Here is a 15,801-nt window from a genome sequence, read left to right on the forward strand (position 1 = left end):
GTCAAGTCCTCGCTGGGCCCACACATCGCGTCACAGACCTGTCGCTCGGACGTCCTGGAGCGGCATTCAGCCCTGTCCGTCGATTCCAGGCCCCGCCGCTCAGCCGTTCGCCGGGCGTTGTTCCACCAGCAGCAGTTCGAGGATTCCCCGGGCCACCGCGTCCTTGGTGCCCTGGAGCTCTCGTGGCGAGCCGGCGCGCGTCAACACCGTCACCCGGTTGGTGTCGGTGCCGAAGCCCGCGCCGGGCGCCGTCACGTCGTTGGCGACAATCGCGTCCAGGCCCTTGCGCTCCAGCTTCTCGCGTGCGTGCTCCAACACCCGCTCTGTCTCCGCGGCGAAGCCCACCAGCACCGGACGCCGCGCCTGCCCCGCCACCTTCCGCGAGGCCTCCGCCAGCACATCCGGCGTGCGCACCAGCTTCAACGTCTCCGGCCCGGAGGCGGCGCCCTTCTTCACCTTCTGCGCGGCCCGAGTCTCCGGGCGCCAGTCACTCACCGCCGCCGTGGCGATGAATACGTCCGCCTCTCCAACCCTCCCCAGGACCTCGCGCGCCATGTCCTCGGCGGACACGACGTCGACGACTTCCAGCCCCGCGCGGTCCACCGCGCCCACGGGCCCCAGAACCACCGTCACCGAGGCGCCCAGCGCACGCGCCGCATGCGCCAGCGCCAGTCCCATCTTCCCCGTGGAGGGGTTGGAGATGAACCGCACCGGGTCCAGGAACTCGCGCGTGGGGCCCGCCGTCAGCAACACCCGCTTGCCCGCGAGCGGCCCCGGGGCGAAGCGCGCGGCCACTCCCGCGACGATGGCCGGCACCTCCGCCAGCCTCCCCTCACCCACGTCGCCACAGGCCAGCAGGCCCGCGCCAGGGCCGACGAAGGAGAAGCGCGCATGTGCCAGCAGCGCCGCCACGTTCTCCTGCGTCATCGCGTTGTCCCACATGGCCACGTTCATCGCCGGGGCCAGCACCACCGGCCCGCGGAAGGCCAGCAGCGACGTCGTCACCGCGTCGTTGGCCATGCCCGCGCGCACTCGCGCCAGCAGGTCCGCCGTCGCGGGAGCCACCACGAAGGCCTCCGCCCAGCGCGCCAGGTCCAGGTGCCCGAAGTTCCCCTCCTGCGAGGGGTCGAAGTAGTCGGTGAGCACCGGATGCCCGCTGAGCGCCTGGAAGGTGAGCGGGGTGACGAACTGGCGAGCGGACTCCGTCATGGCCACCCGCACCTCGGCGCCCGCCCGACCCAGCTCGCGCACCAGCTCGCAAGCCTTGTACGCGGCGATGCCACCGGCCACGCCCACCACGATGCGACGGCCCTTCAGTGCCGATACGTCCATGCGGCTTCCTAATGCGCCCGCCCGTCGGCTCGCAACCGAAGCAGTGCCCAAGCCACCGACGCGTCAACGCCCCAGCGTCAATTCGCCCCGCGAGGGCACATCCACCACGCGCACCTCCGGGCCACCGGGCGTCTCCACATGGAACGCGCCCCACACCACCGTGTAGCGGCCGGGAGGCAGGCCCGACACGATGACCTGCTCGGTGCGAGGCTGATAGACGAGGTGCGCCCACCGCGAGCGCATCAACTCCTGTGCGGGCGGGTTGCTCGACACCGGGACTTCTCCGGCCACCACCCAGAGCGCCTTGCCCCGCTCGGGCTTGAGCTGCACCGTGAGCGAAGCGCTCCCGGGCGAGGGGCCCAGGTCCAGGTGCATCTCCGCGCCGCCCACCTGGACCACCAGCGCGGGCTCCCCCGAGTACTCGAGTCCCGAGCCCAGCATGAACCGGTAGCTGCCCGGCGCCACGTCCACGGAGTAGCCCCCGTCAGGACCGGTGACGATGGTGAGCGGCTCGCCTCGGTCGCCATTCACCGCCTCGACTTCGATGCCCGCCGCCGGCTGTCCTCCCGGACGGAACACGCGACCACTCAGGCGCGTGGCCTGCTTCAGCGTCAGCTCCAGCGCGGCGCGATTCCCGCGCTCCACCGCCTGCGTTCCGCTCAGCCGGCCCTTGCGCGCGGAGACGGTGTAGCGCGCGACATAAGGGGGGCTCGCCAGCGTGAAGCGGCCGTCCGGTCCCGAGAGCACCGACTCGTCGCACACCTCGCAGGAAACCACCGCGTCCGCCACCGGCCCTCCGCTCGCGTCCCTCACCAGGCCACTGATGCTCGGCAGCTTCTCCAGCACCAGGTCGCCCAGTTCGGGTGACACCGGGCGGTCCACCATGAGCGGCTCGTAACCGGAGGCATCCACCGCGACGATGACACGGTCGCCCGCGGTGGGCAGCGCCAGTTCGAAGCGGCCATCCGGGCTGTCCACCTGATGCTCGTCCATCCGGAAGCGACGCACCGGAGCGCCGTCATCGCCAACGACGCGCCCCCGGAAGACATCGCGCTTCTTGAGCACCACCTTCACCGGCGGCCCGCCCGCCTTGCCTTCCGCGCGCTCCGTCTGGTCATAACCGGAGTGCTTCACCTCCAGGCGGTAGCCCCGGTCCGGGCGCAGTGAGCGGAACTCGAAGTGGCCCCGCGCGTCGCTGATGACAGGCTCCGCGCCCCGCGGCACCACCGACAGCGAGGCACCCGCCACGGGCGTGCCTTGCGTGTCCACCACGTCGCCCGTCAGGGGCGCACCGGGCTTCAGCTCCGCCTCCAGCTTGAGCGTCTGACCCTCCACCACCGTCACCTGCCGCCGCTCGGAGGGCTGGTAGTCCGGATGCGAGGCCACCATCGAGTAGGACCCTTCCGGAAGCCCGCGCATGGGCACGACGCCATCGGGGCCGGAGGGACGGTCACTCCGGAAGATGCCCTCCTGATCCACCCACAGCACCACGTCCGCGCCTTCCACGCGCCGACCGCCGGATGACACCGTCACCTCCAGCGCGGCATGGGGCTCCAGCGGAAGCTCCACACCGGAAGCCGGCGCCGTCACCTTCACCTGACCACCGCCCCACTCCGAATGGTGCGCGTGCAGTTCATACAGGCCCGGCGTGGGCACCTGCGCCGCGAAGCGCCCTTCCCCATCCGCCAGCACCGACTCGCCCGTGGGCTGCACCAGCACCGACACGCGGGGCGCGGGACGTCCATACTCGTCCATCACCCGTCCGGTGATGAGCGTGGCGCGCTCCAGCTCCAGCTCCAGGGTCGTCTCGCCCTTGCCCACGCGAGCGGGGAGCTGGACGTCGCGGAAGCCTTCCGCCTTGCCCTCCAGCAGGTACTCGCCCACGGCCAGTGGCCCCAGCTCCACCAATGCGCCCGTGGCCGCGCGCTCACGCCGGACGAGTTCGCCCCGCGAGGTGCGCAGCATCAGCTCCGGAGTGGGGACGGGCTGTCCGGCCTCGTCGACCACCGTGACGAGCAGCTTGCCCGCCTCCTCCAACTCCAGCGTCACCTGCGTCACACGCGCGTCGAGCGTCAGCGTGCGCGGGGCCGAGCCCAGGCCCGGGGCCTCCGCCGTCACCACCAGTTCGTCCGGATACAGGCCGGTGAAACGCACCACCTCGCCTTCGGTGCGCAGCTCACGCGACAGATGGTCGGCACGAAGGCGCACCGTCGCGGCCGCGGGCTGGCCCTGTCGCATGACGCGAACCTCGAGCGTGCGCGCGGGAGTCAGCTGCAACCGCACCGCCTGCGGCCCCGCCTCGACGTGAGCCTCCACGGCGGGCAGGTAGCCCTCCGCCATCGCCAACACGTAGAAAGGCCCTTCGCCCAGGCCATCCAGCGAGAAGGCACCTTCCGCGCCGGACTCCGCCTCGAAGGGCAGCGGCACGCGACGGGAGACGGCGTGTACGCGAGCCCCCTTGAGCGGCTGCCCCGCTTCGTCCACCACCTGGCCTCGAATGGAGCGCAAGGGCGGGAGGTACAGCTCCACCGGGTCTCCCGGGGCCGCCCTGTCCCTCAGCGCCACCCCCAACCCCGAAGCGCGCGCCCACACGGAGAAGGACACACCGACGAGGTGCTCGAAACGGAAGCGCCCTTGCTCGTCCGTGCGCACCGTCGCGCGTGGACTGAGAAAGCCTCGCTGCTGCTCGAAGAAGGCGAGCGTGTGCAACGCGGACTCGCGGGCCGGGCAGGACAGGAGCGCCTGGTCGCATTCGTCGCAGCGCACGTCCGCCAGCGTCCGCTCGGCGCTGGCCGCGAGGAACACCTCCGCCCCCGACACGGGCTTGCCCGACGCATCCAGCACGCGGCCGGTGAGCGCCAGGCCCTCCTGGCCCCCCGAGGAGACCTCCACCGCGGAGAACTCGGGCAGCGACTTCGGCGTGGAATCCAGAGACGCGGCGGACGCAGGGCTCCGAGGCCCACTCTCGGAATGGGACCAGAGCCAGGCTGCCCCGGCCACCACCAGGGCGGAAATCACCCCTATGAGAATCCAGTTGCGCATGCGCACGTCACTCGGACCTTAGCCCGCGGCCGGGCCCGGAACGGGTGATTCCCTCCGGAAATTCCGGACCCCGTCCTCTCCCGGACGCTCCCCCCATGACGCGTTCCCACCCGGTGGCCTGCGTTGCCACCGGGGAAACACCGTCATGCGTTGGTCACTGCTTCGTGTCGTCCTCGAGCGCGTCCAGTCGCTTCTCCACCCGCTCGAAGCGCGCGTTCGTCGTATCCGCCAACGAGCCGAGCAGCCGAGCCATGCGGCCCGCATGTGTCTCCATCCGCTGGAGTCCACCGGACAGGCCACGAAGCTCACCCGCCACCGTCTCCATGTGCGTCATCATGACGTCCATGTTCGCGCGCAGGGAGTCCGTGCTCGCGCTCAGGGAGTCCACGTTCGCGCGAAGCGATTCGATGTTCGCCTGCATCGCGCCCATGTTGGCCTGCATCACGCCCATGTCCTCGCGCATCACCCCCATGCTCTTCAGCACGAAGCCCATGCTCGAGGCCATGACTCGCGTATGCGTCCGCGTGGTCTGCATCTCCTCCCGGAGCTCCGCGACCTCGCCGATCAACCGCACCATGACATCCCGCCCCACCGCCCTCGCCATCCGACCTCCCACCATGGTTTGGCGGGAAGCTACATGGCGGGTCTGACGAGGACCGGACGAGACAACGGAACCACGACGGGTGCGCTGGCTCATGGTCGGTCTCCTCACTCTTCAGCGAAGGGCTGGATGGCCTGCGCCACGGCGAGCTCCTGTCGGGCCTCGCTCAACTCCGAGTTGGTCGCGCGCAGCCGGTCACTCAGCACCTGCACGAAGCTCCAGAGCATCTTCACCGCGAGGATGGACTCGCGCTTCATCAGCCCCATCAGGTCCGGACGGGAGATGACCATGGTGCGCGTGGGCTCCGTCGCGCGCACCGTCGCCGAGCGCGGCGCGTTGTCGATGAGGCCCATCTCTCCGAAGTGGCCGCCAGAACGCAGCTCGGCGATCTCCACGCCGTTCTTCTCGATGGCCACCCGGCCCCGGATGACGACGAAGAGCTCCTCGCCCGGCTGCCCCTCCACCACGATCTCCCGCCCCGCGGGATAGGTGCGCGTGGTGGCGATGGACAACACCGCCGTCTGCTCCTTGTACGTGAGGTGACGGAAGAGCGGAATCTTGCGCAGCGCCTCCATGCGCGACTGCGCTTCGCTCGTCTCCTCGTTGGCCATGGCGGCGCTGTCGCCCGCCACCTTCACCACCACCGCGGTGATGTTGTCCTTGCCACCGCGCTCGTTCGCGATGTCGATGAGCCGCTTGGGCAGGTCCGCCGGCTGAAGCCCCGACACCAGCGGCAGCATCTCCTCATCCTCGACATAGCCGTGCAGGCCGTCCGAGCAGAGGACGAACATGTCGCCGGGCACCAGGTCCACGATGAGCGTGTCCACCTGGACGGATTCCTGGATGCCCACCGCACGCGTAATCACGTTGCGGTACTGCGACGTCGCCGCCTGCTCCTTGGTGATGGTGCCCGCCTTGAGCTGGGCGGCGACGAGCGTGTGGTCCTCGGTGAGCCGGTGACACTGCCCGTGCCGCACCAGATAGACGCGGCTGTCGCCCACGTGGCCGATGACGGCCTTGTTGCCGCCCACCGCCAGGCACACGAAGGTCGTCCCCATGCCCCGCTTGGTCGAGTCCGTCATCGCCGTGCGGTAGATGTCCGCGCACGCCCGCTGGACGGCCACTTCCACCAACGCCGCCGCCGCCGAACGACTGTCCGCCGTGGGGTTGTTGCCCAGGTCCTTCAGCAGATGCCGGTTCGCGGTGATGTGCTGCTTGACCACCTCGGTGGCCCGATTGCTCGCCACCTCTCCCGCCGCGTGCCCGCCCATGCCGTCGGCGACCACGTACAGGCCGAGCGGCACGTCCACCAACATCGCGTCTTCGTTGTGCTGCCGCTTGCGGCCGACGTCGGTCAGTCCGAAGGCTTCTGTGGTCAAGGCCACCGCGAACACTCCCGTGTGTGACTGTAGGCGACTCCGCACGTTATGCAGGCCGCTTGAGACGTGGCAAGGCTCAGGGAGCCATCCGAACCGCGAGCATCCTGACAAAGCCGCTTGCCGTGTAGAACGCCAGCTCCACCTGTCCGAAGCGCAACCGGACGCCATCCTCCAAAAGGACGGGCTTGCGAGGGGTGAGCCGAACCCCGCTCAGCCACGAGCCATTCTTGGAGCCCGCGTCGGTCAGCAGGAAACCCGCCTGGGCTTCATCACGGGCCACCCAGGCGTGGAATCGCGACACACTGCCGTCATCCAGCACCACGTCGTTGTTCCCCGTGCGGCCCACGGTGACGCCCCGGCCGAACGCGTTCGTCCGGCACTTCACCACCGGAAACACCACCGGCTCGTGGGCCCCCAGCGTCGGCGGCCCCGCGTTGGTCACCGTCTTCAACCGGTACTCCTCCTGGTCCGCCAGGCTCTCCACCACCGCCGGAGGCGAAAAGACGAGCAGCCCGGGCGGCAGGTGCCGCTCGAGGTCGCCCCGGTTGCGCAGGTACCGCGAAACATGGGCGCTCAGCAGCTCGGGCATACAGGGGGCGCGGGAGGGGGGAGATTCCCGCGAAACCCAGTCTACGCGGACTTCACCGCCAATCCACGAACAACCCGAGCAGCGGGCCACCCACGAAGCTCCGGCCCAGGTAGCGCCTCTTCAGGCCGAAGGGTTCCCCGTAGCCCACGGCGAGTCCCAGCGCGAACGTGTCGAACTGGTAGCCCGCCTGGAGGCGGCCCTCGATGATGCCCACGGTGTTCTTGTCCGCGGGGGCGCCGCCGTCGAAGTGGGCGCCGTAGAAGACGGGTCCGCCCGTCACCTGGAAGCCCCAGTGAAGGCCGTGGGGCAGGTGGTTGCGGTAGCCGACCCCCACCTGCGCGGTGTGCTCGTAGTACGAGCCCAGCAGCGTCTCCGGCTTGCCTGCTTCCGGGGTCGGCATCGACGCGCCCCACCCCACCCCACCCTCGAGCAGGAAGACGAAGGCGTCCTTGCGGTCCTGGAAGAAGGCCCACTCCCACTGCACCTTCAGGCGCGTGGTGAGGAGCTCCTCGCGGAGAGAGGCGCCCACGAGGACACCTCGGGGCAACCAGGCGGGTGTGGGCGAGGTGTGCACGCGGCGCGGACGTGACTGGGCTTGGGCGGTGGAAACCAGACCCAGCGTAAAAACCAGCAAAACGAAGAGCTTGCGGTCCATAGGAACCTTCTTCCCGCCACGGAGCGGAGCGCTTGTCAACGAAGTGTTGGGTTGGCTATGACGCGTTCGTTACCTGCGGATGGATACGGAGCCGGGCCTTGCCTGGAGCCGCCCACCGTGGGGCACCAAGGAGCGGGACACCGCATGCCAGTCGTGACAGTCCGGGCCAGCAGCAGCAAGCAGGGCTCGGTGAAGTTCGACACCCTGGTCCGCAAGGCCACGGAGAAAGCCTCCGACCTGCTGGGCCAGAGTGATCGAGTGCTCGTCGTCTACGAGAAGGGGTGCGCGAGCATCTATTACGAGGGTGACGGCGTGCAGCCGCTCCCCGCCCCCGCCTCCCGCGTTTCCTGAAGTCGTGGTTCCCGCCGTCAGTGCCCTCCAGGAGGGGGCGCTGACGCGTGAGGATGGAACGCGAATAATCGCAGGTGTGTCCTGGAGGAAGTCCGCGACTGTCCTCTCTCTCCAAGGAACTCCGTGCGCCCGCTCCTCCTCGTCCCCCTCTTCGCACTCGTCGCGTGCTCCACTTCTCGTGTCCACGAGCGCGGGGACGTCATGGACGGCCTGGCGACGGGCGGCGCCCCGGGAGCGGCCGAGCAGAACCGGTCCATCATCCACCGCGCCACGGTGCAGTTGGAGCGCGACGAGCCGGAGCAAGGGCCCGCGCAAGCCATCGCGTTGGCGAAGTCCCATGGGGGCTATGCCCAGCAGGCGATGACCCAGGCCGTCGTGGTGCGCATCCCCGCCGAGCGATTCGAGGGTTTCCTGGCCGCGGTGCCCGCCCTGGGCACGGTGGCGAACAAGAGCGTCTCGGCCGACGACGTGACGGACACGCACCGTGACCTCAAGGTGCGCCTGGACAACGTGACGCGGATTCGCGAGCGCTACCTGGAGCTGCTCCAGCGTGCTGTCACCGTCGAGGACACGCTCAAGGTGGAGAAGGAGCTGGAGCGAATCACGCTCGAATACGAGACCCTCAAGTCGCGCCTGGAGGGACTGGAGGGCAGCATCGCGCTGTCCACCGTGTACCTGGACTTCCAGCGACCGGTGCGGCCCGGGCCCGTGGGCTGGGTGTTCTATGGCCTGGGCAAGGGCCTCAAGTGGCTGTTCGTCTGGGACTGACGCGCTGACGCGCGGAGTACGCTCCACGACGAGGTGCTGTGGGCGACACATGCACCTGCCCTCTTCGACGAGAGCAAGGCCCTCCAGGTCACGCTCTCGCAACGGCGCGGCATGGGCATCGTCCAGGGGCGGACGCTCGGTCCACGGACGCTCGGCGCTGGGATGACCCCGGGAGGGAAAGAAGGATCTGCTGAAGGCCGACCTCGCGAGTGAACCGCGCCCGGATGCCATCGGGGCGAGCCCGGCTTCGATTGGGCCGGCGGTGCTGGCAACCCTCTCGGGGCGATGAGGCACTTCGCATGGCCTTGATGACGACGACTTCCTCGGGCGCCTTCGTCCAGCTCGGCGCCACCCGCGATGGACTGGAGCCCTATCTCGACGCGGCTCGCAGGCGTGGACTGCAGACCATTCTCGTGGAGACGCCCGCCTATCTGAGCTGGCGGCAACACCTGGGTCGCCGCCCCTTCGACCTGGAACTTCCGGTGGAGCACCCCTCGCAGCCCGCGGAGGTCCAGCACTTCCTCGAGTCGCTCGGTGTCCCCGTGACGCTGCTGCTCGCGGGCTTCGAACGGTACGTGGAATGCGCCTTCGCGCTCGCGCCCGTCATGGAGCACGGGCCTCGCCAGCGGTGGCCTCATGGGGCCTTCAATCCCCTCGACAAGTGGGGACAGCGCGAGGCCCTGGCCCACGCGTGTCCCCGCGTGCTCCAGCCGCGCCACGTCAGCTTCGAGCTGGGCTCACCGGGTGCTTCGGCCATGCTCACAAGAGTGGGCTTTCCCCTGGTGGTGAAGCCCTCGAACGGGAGTGGTGGCCTGGGCGTCTTCCTCGTCGAGGATGCGCGGCAACGCGACCAGGCCCTGGCGGCGCTGGGAGAGCTGTCCAACTACGACGGCGGGCGCTTCGAGCGGGTGTTGCTCGAGGAGTTCATCGAGGGACGCGAGCACTCCATCCAGGGGCTCGCGCATGAGGGGCGGGCGCTGCTCCTCACCACCTGCGAGAAGCTCGTCACGCGCGAGCCAGCGCCAGGCACACCCGAGCTGCGTGGTTTTCGCGAGGCGGGTCACATCGCCACGCATGGAGACCGCGCGGAGCCCGCCCTGCGCGCACTGGCCCAGGCGTGCCTGGATGCCACGGGCTACCGCGAGGGCCCCTTCCATGTGGACCTCCTCCGCAATCAGGGAGGCGCCTTCTTCGTCGAGATGGGCTTCCGCCTCTCCGGAGGGGGACTCTCGGGGCTGGTCGATAGAGCCACCGGAATGAAGTGGGCGGAGCTCGTCTTCGAGACGCACCTGGGAGAGAGAGTCCCCGCACTCCCACCCTTCCGCGAAGGACCTGGCGCCTACGTGGGGCAGGTGACGTGCGCCTCCGAGGACGAACTTCGTGCCGGGGAGACCTTGCGCGCGAAGGGTGTGACGGTGGAGGTGCAGCGCTTCGCAGCGACTCCGCCGGGGGTCGAGACCGTCGCGAGTCCCCGCAGGGAGGCGCTCGCCGCCGACAAGCTGCGCGACTCGGGTTTCGCGGGGCGCCTCGTGGTCAGCGGCACCACGCTCGAGGAGGTTCGCCACTCCCTGCAGTCCTGCATCTCCGCCCGGCTGGGAGTCTGAACAGGCGCCAGCGCTTCGCTGCACACGAGTGGGCCCAGATGTCCAGCAAAGCCAACCGCCACCCCAAAGACACGCACCACGAGATGACACACAAGGTCGGCGACTCCGCACACCCCCCGAAATGAAGAAGGCCCCAGACTCGAAAGAGAGCCCGGGGCCTCCGAGACATCGAGGACGTCAATCGCGACTACGGATGCGGGTTGCTGCTCCAGCAGGTGGCGTAGGCATCACGCCCGCAGAAGTTGTTCGCGTAGGCATTGCACTGCCCATACGCCACGCTCTGCGTCGCCCACATCCACTCGCTGGAGCTGCGGCAGCGCCACGAACACGTGCGCCCGCCGTCCGCCCAGCCGGCACAGTTCGCGGTCCAGGACGCGCTGACTTCACCCGGAACACGGTCTCTCGACAACACGGCCGTCGAGGGGTCCGGCAGAGCGGCTTCCTCGGCCATCTCCTCGGGAGCTCCGCCGCACGCGGAGAGGCACGCCATGGACACCAACGCCATCATCAGGGGATTCATCAGGTTCTTCATGGGAGGGATTCCTGGGGTGAAGAGGGGTGGGGGCCGACTCAGGGAATGCTCCAGCAGACGCTGTACGGATCCCTGCCGCAGTCACGCCGCGCCACGTTCTCGCACTGGCCCCACGCGACGTCGTTGTAGCCATACCAGTGACGCCAGTCGTTGGCCGTGCACTTGAACGTGCAGTGCCGCGCGCCGTGGTCATAACCCTCGCAAACACCCTGCTCCGCCTCGCCCACAGGAATCTCGGTGTCGGCCACTTCCTCCGGCGCGCCACCGCACGCCGCCAACAGGCCTCCGAACGCCAGACTGATAATCAGGGTCTTCATCTTCACGGGTGATTGTCCTTGGGGTGCGTGCCGGCGAAATGACCGACTCCGAGAACATAGCCCGATTAAGCCGTCTTGATCAAACAACGAGACTTAACTGACTTACCAGCCTGGGCGGGATTCGGCCAGACAAGCCACCGCACGCTCGACTCGAAGGATGAAACAGTGAGCACGCTCCCCTCTGGGGTCCTGGAGTTCCCACGTCGTTCTTGACCGCCGGTGCCACATACAGCCGGGCCTCTTCAAGCAGCCAGCAACTCGGCAGGTAGGGGCCGAGGATACCCCACGCAGTCCCATCCGAGGTTCCTCCCCGCCGCGAACGACAGGTTTGCAGGAGAGCCACCTCCTGTTCTATAGCCCGCTCAACCAAGAGGGGGATTCAATGTCTGTGTTTCTTTGTGTCGGGCGTGCCGCGTCCCTGGTGACGACAGTGCTTGCCCTGGGAGTGTTCGCGGCCTGTGGTGGAGACGAGAGGGCCTTGCCTCCGGCGGCGAGTGCCGACGTCAAGGTCATGCTCGGCCAGGCACTGTCGGCCGACGACGTGGCGCGCATCCGAGTGGAGGTCCAGGGCCCGGGCATCCCCACCGTCTTGGGGATGGACCTCGTCCGCGATGGGAACACGTGGAACGGCACGCTCCACGACATCCCCGCGGGGGCGGACCGCTTCTTCACGGCGAACGCGTACGACGCGGCGTCCACCCTCCTCTACGCGGGCCATGCGGGTCCCATGGCCATCCATGCCGGCCGAGTGGCCGCGGTCTTCATGGTGTTGCAGCAAGCCAATCCCCTCCCGCCCTTCGAGAACGAAGCCCCCATCATCGACTCGCTCGCGGTGTCCTCCAATGAAGTGGAGCCGGGCGCATCCCTCACCCTCTCGGCGGTCGCGCACGACAACAACCCGGGTGACACGCTGACCTATACGTGGAGCGCGCCCGGGGGCACGTTCAGCCCCCCGTCCGCCGCGTCCACCACGTGGACCGCACCCGCCACCGAGGGCATGCAGCGCATCCAGCTCGAGGTGCGGGACTCCAAGAACGCCACGGCCACCGTCACCGTCGACCTCACCGTGCGGAACGTAGGCCCGACAGGCCGCGCCGCGGTGACAGTGCGCCTCAACACCTGGCCAGAGGTGAGCGCGATGATGGGGGCGCCCTCCGTGCTCGCCGTGGGTCGACCGACGCAGTTGGCGGCCTCGGCCTCCGACCCGGATGGAGACACCCTGTACTTCTACTGGACCTCCACGTGTGAGGGCACCTTCGACTTCGTCAACGCCCCCACCCCGACGTTCACCCTGAGCGCCGCCCCTGTCGAGGGCCGGTGCGGCTTCAGCGTCTTCGCCTCGGACCTCTCTGGCGGCATTCACGACGGCACCCTCACCCTCCAGGTGGGCCCCGGCCCCCAGGTGGACATACAGCGGGTCCCCGTCGTGGACGGCGTCTCCCAGTCCTTCCAGCGTGCGGGCCTCGGCCAGCTCGTGACGTTCGAACTCACCGCGCATGACCCGGAAGGAACGGCGCTGAGCGTCTCCTGGGTCGCCTCGCAAGGCACCCTCGTGGCGACTCGCGGAAGCGGGGGTTCGGCCTCCGCGGACTGGACCGCCCCGGCCTGCTTCGACGCCCCCGCCGAGGTGACCGCCATCATCACCGACGCGAGCGGCGCCTCCACGGAGGTGACGTTCACCGTCCGGCCAGGGTCCAACACCCCTCCTTGCGACGAGACGACGGTCCTCGGTCACAGCTCCACGTTCTATTTCCAGGAGGACGGCTCCACCGTCACGCGTCCCACCGACCTGAGCACGAACTTCATCGTCGCCTGGGTGCCCACGGCGGAGGGGACCTATACGTCGCACTACGGCCTCGGACTGCGGGATGGAACCTTCGTCATCCAGGGTGTGGAGAACACGCCCTACCTGCTGCAAATCGGCACGGCCTACTACTGGACGCACAGCCGTACGCCGGACTTCAGCCAGGCGCTCGCGGGCCGCGCCGACCTGGAGCCGGAGCCCGAGGGCACGCGCTTCAACTTGAACCTGAGCGGGCTCAACCCATGGGCCTCCGGGGACGAGCTCCAGATCAGCACGTTCGGAGCGGGCCTCACCTACCTCAGCCTGCGGGATTGTGCCTCACCGGCCCTGGGACCCGTGGTGGGCTCGACGGTCCTCTCCGGCGGCACCGGGTACAACACGTCCCTCGAATACTGCGGCAACCGGGTCGGTCGTATCGACCTGGCGCGCGGGGACACGGTGCACGTCGGCCAGTTGGTGTCGCGCGCTCCAGTCGCCGGGGGACTGAACGTGCTCCGGGAGGTGCGCCGGGGCTTCGAGGTCTCCAGCGGGAGCCCGGGAGGCGTCGTCTCCGGGGGCGGCGCGGTCAGCCTGACGGGGATGCTCTTGCCCCAGGCCACCTCGTCGCGGACGGTGCGGATAAACGCCTCCGAGTTCGAGGCCCTGGCGCTCGCCGCCCATCCCCGCGTCACGCTGCGCAACACCCAGGACCTGACTGTCGGAGCGCTGCCGGGCTTCATGCGCTTCGGCAGCTACGCCAGTTGGTTCGACCTGGCTTTCGGCACCAACCTCGTTCCAGGCCAGCCGCTCGTCACCCAGGAGCTGGAGTTCGCGGACCCCTTCCCGGCATCGTGGACCCGGTTCGCCGCAAACATCGCGGCGGGCTCCATGACCTACTCGGTGCCCCGGGAGGGGGGTGGCAACACCGTGCCGGCGTCGGTCCGGTTCACCGTCTATACGCATGCGCCGTTCCAGGAAGGCGAGCCCCTGCGGCTCAGCCCCACGGTGGGCCCGCCGCGCGACCTTCGCATCAATGGCCTGGCCGCCACGGAGGATGGGCTCCAGGGCGTGGGCGAGACGCCCCTGGTGACCTGGAGTGCACCGGTCCTGGGCACGCCCACCTCGTACACCGTGCGCTTGTATGGGCTCTACGCGACGAGCACGAATCAGACGGGCCGCATCCAGCGAGCATTCTTCCGCACGACCGAGACGCAGCTCCGTCTTCCGCCGGAGCTCCTCTACCCCGGGGGTCACTACTTCCTCCAGGTGACCTCCGACGTGCGGACCGGAGGGGCTGTGAGCAGTCCCCGCTTCGACGCGCCGTGGAGCGCCACCGCCCCCGCGTTCACGGGGCGCTTCCAGCGTTGAGTCACTTTTGAACGCACCGTGTCCCACGCATCAGGGTGGGGCACGGTGCGTCCTCTTCAAGTGCTCGTCGAAGTGCCTTCTTCGTCGTCTGGCCTGTCGAGGGCGGCGATGAGCTTCTTCGCGATGCGGGCGAAGTCGAGGAGGTCGCGCGTGGCGAGCGGTGCGGACACCCGCTGCACGAGCTTCGCGTTGGCCGCGTTCACCCGCTTTCACGGCGGGCTGACGTAGGGGACGTTTTCGTGGAGGCGGCGGCCATCGAAGCCGCCGCCCCCGAGGGGCATCAGGCCGTGTGGAAGGCCCTGGCGAAGAGGTTCTCGAGGCGCGACTTCTCGGGCTGAATCGTGCTCGCGGGCGAAGCCACGCTCGTGGCGGTGCCCAGGGCGGGACGCAGGCCCGACGCGATGCCCGGCTTGATGTGGTGACGCAGGTCCACCGCCACGTCGGACTTCAGGTGGGTTCCCACACCCGCGGCGGCATTGACGTCCGCGGCCGTCTTGAAGAAGCCATTCTCCAGTCCCACCTTGCCGCCCGCCTGGGCCGCGGCTCCCGCCACCACGCCGCCCGTGACGGAGCCATGCAGCCGGCCCAGGTGCCCGCCCGCCGTGCCGTACGCACCCGCCGTGGCGGACGCGCCCACCTGGCCCGAGAGCATCGCCGTGGCCGTCCTCGGGTCCAGGCTGGCCACGCCCTCGGCATAGGCGTTGGCGGAGGCCCTGGCGTCGCCCTTCACGTACCCACCCACGTGCCGGTTGAAGTCGTGGCTCGCGCTCGCGCCCACGCCCACGCCCGTCTCCGCCTTCGCCGTCAGCGCCCCCGTGTACGCGTGCGAGTTCCTGTCCAGCGAATACCCGGCCTGGGCCTGGCCCTTGAAGCTGGTGGCATCGGCGGTGAGCTGGCCGCTCGTCACGCCATACCGGCCCGCGTGCGTCTTCTGCAGCTCGTAGGCGGCGCCAGGCCCATTCACCTCGGCCTGGGCCGACTGGTAGCGCACGCCGTTGCCGCTGTAGTTCGACGTGGAGGCCTGCATCGAGCCCACGTTGCCGCTCAGCTTGCCGCCGCCGTAGGTGTCCTTCTCGAAGGGCCGGCCCGGCCTGTCGACGAGCATGTTCTGCGTTGCGCCCGGGGGCGGCGTGAGCTTGTTGTCACCGCCGCTCACCATGATGTCCGAGGCCTGGCCCGTCGTCTTCTCCCAGGGGCTGTAGGACGGCCCCCCCTCGGGCATGCCCGGGTGCTTCACCGGCTTGGACTCCGGAGCGGTCGGCGTGCTCGCGGCGGGCTTCGTCTGCGAGGGCTTCAGGGTCTGCGAAGAGGGCGCCGAGGCGGGGAGCGTGTCGGCGCGCGCGGGCGGCTTGGGCTTGGACGTCGAGGAGGAAGGGAAGGTCGACGAACGGGAGGGGGACGAACCAAGGCGGCGAGTACGCATGGGAGGCTCCTCAAACAGTGCGGTGAGTGGTTCAGTGCGGCGATGTCCTGTCTGGTT

General features: G+C 69.2%; 14 protein-coding genes. 4 read left to right on the plus strand and 10 right to left on the minus strand.

The features are described 5' to 3' along the window. Window positions 1-99 precede the first annotated feature (99 nt). From coaBC to HUA74_RS26845, 6 genes are all read right to left on the minus strand, one after another. Window positions 100-1,332 carry a bifunctional phosphopantothenoylcysteine decarboxylase/phosphopantothenate--cysteine ligase CoaBC gene (coaBC, locus tag HUA74_RS26820; RefSeq protein ID WP_141649046.1) on the minus strand — a complete coding sequence of 411 codons (1,233 nt, stop codon included), beginning with the start codon at window positions 1,330-1,332 and terminating at the stop codon, window positions 100-102. A 63-nt stretch (window positions 1,333-1,395) separates the two neighbouring features. Further along, entirely contained in the window at window positions 1,396-4,374 is a 2,979-nt protein-coding gene (locus HUA74_RS26825; protein ID WP_174456815.1) for a carboxypeptidase regulatory-like domain-containing protein, read from the minus strand. Window positions 4,375-4,528: 154 nt separating this feature from the next. After that, window positions 4,529-4,951 carry a hypothetical protein gene (locus HUA74_RS26830; RefSeq protein ID WP_254614508.1) on the minus strand — a complete coding sequence of 141 codons (423 nt, stop codon included), beginning with the start codon at window positions 4,949-4,951 and terminating at the stop codon, window positions 4,529-4,531. 131 nt (window positions 4,952-5,082) lie between these two features. Next, window positions 5,083-6,369 carry a Stp1/IreP family PP2C-type Ser/Thr phosphatase gene (locus HUA74_RS26835; RefSeq protein ID WP_141649049.1) on the minus strand — a complete coding sequence of 429 codons (1,287 nt, stop codon included), beginning with the start codon at window positions 6,367-6,369 and terminating at the stop codon, window positions 5,083-5,085. Between the two features lie 61 nt (window positions 6,370-6,430). Next, on the minus strand, window positions 6,431-6,943 hold the full coding sequence (locus HUA74_RS26840) for an FHA domain-containing protein (protein ID WP_174456817.1): 513 nt from the start codon (window positions 6,941-6,943) through the stop codon (window positions 6,431-6,433). A 52-nt stretch (window positions 6,944-6,995) separates the two neighbouring features. After that, on the minus strand, window positions 6,996-7,472 hold the full coding sequence (locus HUA74_RS26845) for a hypothetical protein (protein WP_254624210.1): 477 nt from the start codon (window positions 7,470-7,472) through the stop codon (window positions 6,996-6,998). A 270-nt stretch (window positions 7,473-7,742) separates the two neighbouring features. Here HUA74_RS26845 and HUA74_RS26850 point away from each other — a divergent pair, with 270 nt between their 5' ends. The 3 genes from HUA74_RS26850 (at window position 7,743) to HUA74_RS26860 (ending at window position 10,321) form a co-directional block, all read left to right on the plus strand. Beyond that, window positions 7,743-7,949, plus strand: coding sequence for a hypothetical protein (locus tag HUA74_RS26850; protein WP_141649336.1), 207 nt, complete (start codon window positions 7,743-7,745; stop codon window positions 7,947-7,949). Window positions 7,950-8,072: 123 nt separating this feature from the next. Continuing rightward, complete coding sequence (locus HUA74_RS26855) at window positions 8,073-8,717, plus strand: DUF4349 domain-containing protein (protein ID WP_174456819.1); 645 nt, start codon at window positions 8,073-8,075, stop codon at window positions 8,715-8,717. Between the two features lie 299 nt (window positions 8,718-9,016). After that, window positions 9,017-10,321 (plus strand): acetyl-CoA carboxylase biotin carboxylase subunit family protein, encoded by a 1,305-nt coding sequence (locus HUA74_RS26860; RefSeq protein WP_174456820.1) that lies wholly within the window; start codon window positions 9,017-9,019, stop codon window positions 10,319-10,321. 187 nt (window positions 10,322-10,508) lie between these two features. Here the strand turns inward: HUA74_RS26860 and HUA74_RS26865 are convergent, their stop codons facing one another. Both HUA74_RS26865 and HUA74_RS26870 read right to left on the minus strand, forming a co-directional pair. Then, a complete protein-coding gene (locus tag HUA74_RS26865; RefSeq protein WP_174456821.1) occupies window positions 10,509-10,853 on the minus strand; it encodes a hypothetical protein in 345 nt (114 codons plus the stop codon). Between the two features lie 38 nt (window positions 10,854-10,891). Next, entirely contained in the window at window positions 10,892-11,170 is a 279-nt protein-coding gene (locus tag HUA74_RS26870; protein WP_217442817.1) for a hypothetical protein, read from the minus strand. Window positions 11,171-11,552: 382 nt separating this feature from the next. Here HUA74_RS26870 and HUA74_RS26875 point away from each other — a divergent pair, with 382 nt between their 5' ends. Further along, window positions 11,553-14,321, plus strand: coding sequence for an Ig-like domain-containing protein (locus tag HUA74_RS26875; RefSeq protein ID WP_174456823.1), 2,769 nt, complete (start codon window positions 11,553-11,555; stop codon window positions 14,319-14,321). A 56-nt stretch (window positions 14,322-14,377) separates the two neighbouring features. Here the strand turns inward: HUA74_RS26875 and HUA74_RS26880 are convergent, their stop codons facing one another. Beyond that, entirely contained in the window at window positions 14,378-14,524 is a 147-nt protein-coding gene (locus HUA74_RS26880; RefSeq protein WP_174456824.1) for a hypothetical protein, read from the minus strand. Between the two features lie 77 nt (window positions 14,525-14,601). Next, window positions 14,602-15,744, minus strand: a complete 1,143-nt coding sequence (locus HUA74_RS26885) for a hypothetical protein (RefSeq protein WP_174456825.1) — start codon at window positions 15,742-15,744, stop codon at window positions 14,602-14,604. Between the last annotated feature and the right edge of the window lie 57 nt (window positions 15,745-15,801).

The sequence above is a fragment of the Myxococcus sp. CA051A genome, assembly GCF_013336705.1.
GTDB lineage: Bacteria > Myxococcota > Myxococcia > Myxococcales > Myxococcaceae > Myxococcus > Myxococcus llanfairpwllgwyngyllgogerychwyrndrobwllllantysiliogogogochensis.

Bases quoted from the DNA above. Each gene is read 5' to 3' on its own strand.
- coaBC (WP_141649046.1), bottom strand. From the start codon at position 1,332: ATGGACGTATCGGCACTGAAGGGCCGTCGCATCGTGGTGGGCGTGGCC.
- HUA74_RS26825 (WP_174456815.1), bottom strand. From the start codon at position 4,374: ATGCGCAACTGGATTCTCATAGGGGTGATTTCCGCCCTGGTGGTGGCC.
- HUA74_RS26830 (WP_254614508.1), bottom strand. From the start codon at position 4,951: ATGGTGCGGTTGATCGGCGAGGTCGCGGAGCTCCGGGAGGAGATGCAG.
- HUA74_RS26840 (WP_174456817.1), bottom strand. From the start codon at position 6,943: ATGCCCGAGCTGCTGAGCGCCCATGTTTCGCGGTACCTGCGCAACCGG.
- HUA74_RS26850 (WP_141649336.1), top strand. From the start codon at position 7,743: ATGCCAGTCGTGACAGTCCGGGCCAGCAGCAGCAAGCAGGGCTCGGTG.
- HUA74_RS26860 (WP_174456820.1), top strand. From the start codon at position 9,017: ATGGCCTTGATGACGACGACTTCCTCGGGCGCCTTCGTCCAGCTCGGC.
- HUA74_RS26865 (WP_174456821.1), bottom strand. From the start codon at position 10,853: ATGAAGAACCTGATGAATCCCCTGATGATGGCGTTGGTGTCCATGGCG.
- HUA74_RS26870 (WP_217442817.1), bottom strand. From the start codon at position 11,170: ATGAAGACCCTGATTATCAGTCTGGCGTTCGGAGGCCTGTTGGCGGCG.
- HUA74_RS26875 (WP_174456823.1), top strand. From the start codon at position 11,553: ATGTCTGTGTTTCTTTGTGTCGGGCGTGCCGCGTCCCTGGTGACGACA.
- HUA74_RS26885 (WP_174456825.1), bottom strand. From the start codon at position 15,744: ATGCGTACTCGCCGCCTTGGTTCGTCCCCCTCCCGTTCGTCGACCTTC.